Raw genomic sequence first — 3,204 nt, 5'->3', positions numbered from 1 at the left:
CTTGCATCATACCAAGCGAACGGCGAGTGGCAAGTTTTGCTGATGTATCTTCGTCTTGGCCTGTGGCAAGGGTGGCGCCGTGACGCACCCGGATCGCTAGCGGCTACAAGCCTTTCCGTGTAGCATTTCCGTCGAATTCAGCCTTACTGGAGAGTGCCGTTGAGCCTGCGTCTGCAAGCGCAAAGCCTGGCCTGCGAACGTGACGACCGCTGGCTGTTCCGGGGGTTGGATCTGGATATTCGTGCGGGCGAGATCGTGCGTGTGGAAGGCCCCAACGGCAGTGGCAAGACCACTCTGCTGAAGATCCTCTCCGGCCAGCTGGCCGATTACGAGGGCGAATTGTTCTGGGATGAGCGGCCGATGCGCAAGGCGCGCGATTCCTTTCTCGCGAGCCTGCTCTATATGGGCCATGCGCCCGGGGTCAAGGCCGCCCTCACGCCACTGGAGAACCTGGCCTGGTACCAGGCGCTGGCCGGTCAGTCGGGTGGCGAGGCGGCACGCTTCAGTGCGTTGGAAGAGGTCGGCCTGGTCGGCTTCGAAGACGTGCCGGCAGGACAACTCTCCGCCGGGCAGCAGCGTCGCGTGGCGTTGGCCAGGCTGGTGCTCACGCCGCGTCCGCTGTGGGTGCTCGACGAGCCCTTCACCGCCATCGACCGCGACGGTGTCGCGGCGCTGGAGCGGCGCCTGGTCGAGCATGCACGCGATGGCGGCTGTGTGCTGGTCACCACCCATCACGAGCTGACGCCGTGTGCCGAACTGCGCCGCGTTCGCCTCGGCGGGGGAGAGGGTGATGCCGGCATCTGAAGGCTCGCTGAGCGAGGAGGTCGAGGTGGCTCGCGAGGAACCTCGCGGCGGTCTCGCTGTCGCAGTGTGGGCAACGTTGAAGCGGGACCTGGTATTGTTGCTGCGCCGCCGCAGCGAAGTGCTGAACCCCCTGGTGTTCTTCGCCATCGTCATTACCCTGTTTCCGATCGGTATTTCCCCCGATCCCGCGTTACTGGCGGCCATCGCCCCCGGTCTGCTGTGGGTGGCGGCCCTGCTGGCGGCCCTGCTATCGCTGGATAGCCTGTTCCGAGCCGATTACGACGATGGCTCGCTGGAGCAATTACTGCTGACACCGCAGCCACTGGCGCTGCTGGCCCTGGCCAAGGTGGCGGTGCACTGGCTGCTCACCGGCCTGCCCCTGGCGCTGATGGCCCCCGTGCTGGGGATCATGCTGGCGTTGCCGGCGGGTAGCTATGTGATATTGGGCGTCTCACTGGCACTGGGCAGTGCCAGTCTCAGCCTGATTGGTGCCATCGGAGCGGCGCTGACGGTGGGGCTCTCGCGTGGCGGCGTGCTGCTGTCGCTGCTGGTGCTTCCCCTTTACATCCCGGTGCTGATCTTCGGCGCCGGGGCCGTCCAGGCGGCCATCTACGGCGATGGCGTACTGGCGCATCTGGCGATTCTCGGCGCGCTGCTGGCGCTGGCCCTGATCCTGGCGCCGCTGGCAATCGCGGCATCGCTGCGCATCAGCATCAATGGTTGAGAGGTTGACGAGGCATGTGGGCCTTCATTAACAAGCTGCGTTCCCCCAAGTGGTTCTACGCCATCAGTGCACGCCTGCAGCCCTGGTTCTGGGCGGCGGCGCTGATCCTGATCGTGACCGGCACCATCTGGGGGCTGGCCTTTGCCCCGGCCGACTACCAGCAGGGCAACAGCTTTCGCATCATCTACGTGCACGTGCCGGCCGCCTTCCTGGCCCAGTCGATCTTCGTCTCGCTGGCGGTAACGGGCCTGGTGTTCATGGTATGGAAGATCAAGATCGCCGACATGGCGGCCACCGTGATGGCACCGCTTGGCGCTGCCATGACCTTCGTCGCGCTGTTTTCCGGTGCGGTCTGGGGTGTGCCTACCTGGGGCACCTGGTGGATGTGGGACGCACGCCTGACTTCGATGCTGATCCTGCTGTTCCTCTACCTCGGCGTCATCGCCCTGCGCGGCGCCTTCGCCAGCCGCGACAGCGCCTCGCGCGCCGCCTCGGTGCTGGCCATGGTCGGGGTCATCAACATTCCCATCATCAAGTATTCAGTGGACTGGTGGTACACCCTGCACCAGCCCGCCACCTTCACCGTCACCGGGCGTGCCGCCATGCCGATGGAGATGTGGCTGCCGCTGCTGATCATGGTGCTGGGCTTCTACAGCTTCTTCATCGCCCTGACCCTGATGCGTACGCGCAGCGAGATCCTGCGCCGCGAATCCAGCAAGCGCTGGGTGCGTGAGCTGGCCGAGGAGGCGAACTGATGGCATTCGATACCTTCCGGGAATTTCTCGCCATGGGCGGGCACGCCACTTACGTCTGGTCGGCCTGGGGCCTGACCGCCGTGCTGCTGCTGGGTGCCGTGCTCCACGCTCGCTTCGAGCGCCGCCAGGTGCTGCGCCAGCTGCGTCGTCGCGTGCGCCGCGAAGCCCATCAGGCCGGTCGCAACGCCGGGGCGCAACCGATTCAAACTAGCAGGGGTAGAAGCACCAATGAGGCCTAAACGTAAACAGAAGCTGTTCATGGCCCTGGGCCTGGTATCCCTCGCGGCGATCGCCGTGGGGCTGACGCTCTATGCGCTGCGGGCCAACATCAATCTGTTCTTCAGCCCGATTCAGATCGTTGCCGGAGACGCACCGTTCGAACGTCAATTGCGTGCCGGCGGCATGGTCAAGGAGGGCAGCGTACGGCGTAACCCCGACAGCCTCGATGTCGAGTTCACCGTGACCGACTATGTCGAGGACGTGCGCGTGCATTACAGTGGCATCCTTCCCGATCTGTTCCGTGAAGGGCAGGGCGTGGTGGTGGTCGGTCAACTGCAGCGCGACGGCTACATCAAGGCCGACCAGGTACTGGCGCGCCACGACGAGAACTACATGCCCCCCGAGGTGTCCGAGGCGCTCGAAGCGGCCGGCTACTCTCCCGCCGACTACCAGGCCAAGGCCGCCGAGGTAGCCGAGCGAATCGAGGCGCGGGACGGCGCGAGCCAGAATTGATCCGGAGACGTCATGTTCATTCGCTTGATCCCTGAAATCGGCCATTTCGCCCTGGTCGTCGCCATGCTGATGGCGGCGGTGCAGGGCGTCATGCCGCTGGCCGGCGCCGCGCTGCGCCGGCCGCTGTGGATGGCCTATGCCCGTCCCATGGCCGCCGGTCAGTTCCTGTTCGTGGTCATCGCCTACCTG

Annotated in this window: 5 protein-coding genes; all 5 read left to right on the top strand. The window is 65.3% G+C overall.

Annotation, left to right across the window (positions count from 1 at the left end):
* Positions 1 to 159: 159 nt before the first annotated feature.
* Genes ccmA through ccmE form a run of 5 tightly spaced genes read left to right on the top strand, consistent with a single transcriptional unit; the run spans position 160 to position 3,015 of the window.
* The gene (ccmA, locus tag HBJ55_RS06410; RefSeq protein WP_167112241.1) at positions 160 to 804 is read left to right on the top strand and encodes a cytochrome c biogenesis heme-transporting ATPase CcmA; all 645 of its coding nucleotides are present in this window, start codon (positions 160 to 162) and stop codon (positions 802 to 804) included.
* A complete protein-coding gene (ccmB, locus tag HBJ55_RS06405) occupies positions 791 to 1,528 on the top strand; it encodes a heme exporter protein CcmB (RefSeq protein ID WP_167112238.1) in 738 nt (245 codons plus the stop codon). The genes ccmA and ccmB overlap by 14 nt, the downstream gene beginning before the upstream one ends.
* Before the next feature lie 14 nt (positions 1,529 to 1,542).
* A complete protein-coding gene (locus tag HBJ55_RS06400) occupies positions 1,543 to 2,283 on the top strand; it encodes a heme ABC transporter permease (protein ID WP_167112236.1) in 741 nt (246 codons plus the stop codon).
* Entirely contained in the window at positions 2,283 to 2,522 is a 240-nt protein-coding gene (gene ccmD, locus HBJ55_RS06395; RefSeq protein ID WP_167112234.1) for a heme exporter protein CcmD, read from the top strand. The genes HBJ55_RS06400 and ccmD overlap by 1 nt, the downstream gene beginning before the upstream one ends.
* A complete protein-coding gene (ccmE, locus tag HBJ55_RS06390; RefSeq protein WP_167112232.1) occupies positions 2,512 to 3,015 on the top strand; it encodes a cytochrome c maturation protein CcmE in 504 nt (167 codons plus the stop codon). The genes ccmD and ccmE overlap by 11 nt, the downstream gene beginning before the upstream one ends.
* The last annotated feature ends 189 nt before the right edge of the window (positions 3,016 to 3,204 follow it).

The organism is Billgrantia bachuensis (assembly GCF_011742165.1).
Classification (GTDB): domain Bacteria; phylum Pseudomonadota; class Gammaproteobacteria; order Pseudomonadales; family Halomonadaceae; genus Halomonas; species Halomonas bachuensis.
The sequence above is the reverse complement of the archived record's forward strand: the minus strand, read 5'-3'. Positions and strand labels throughout refer to the sequence as shown.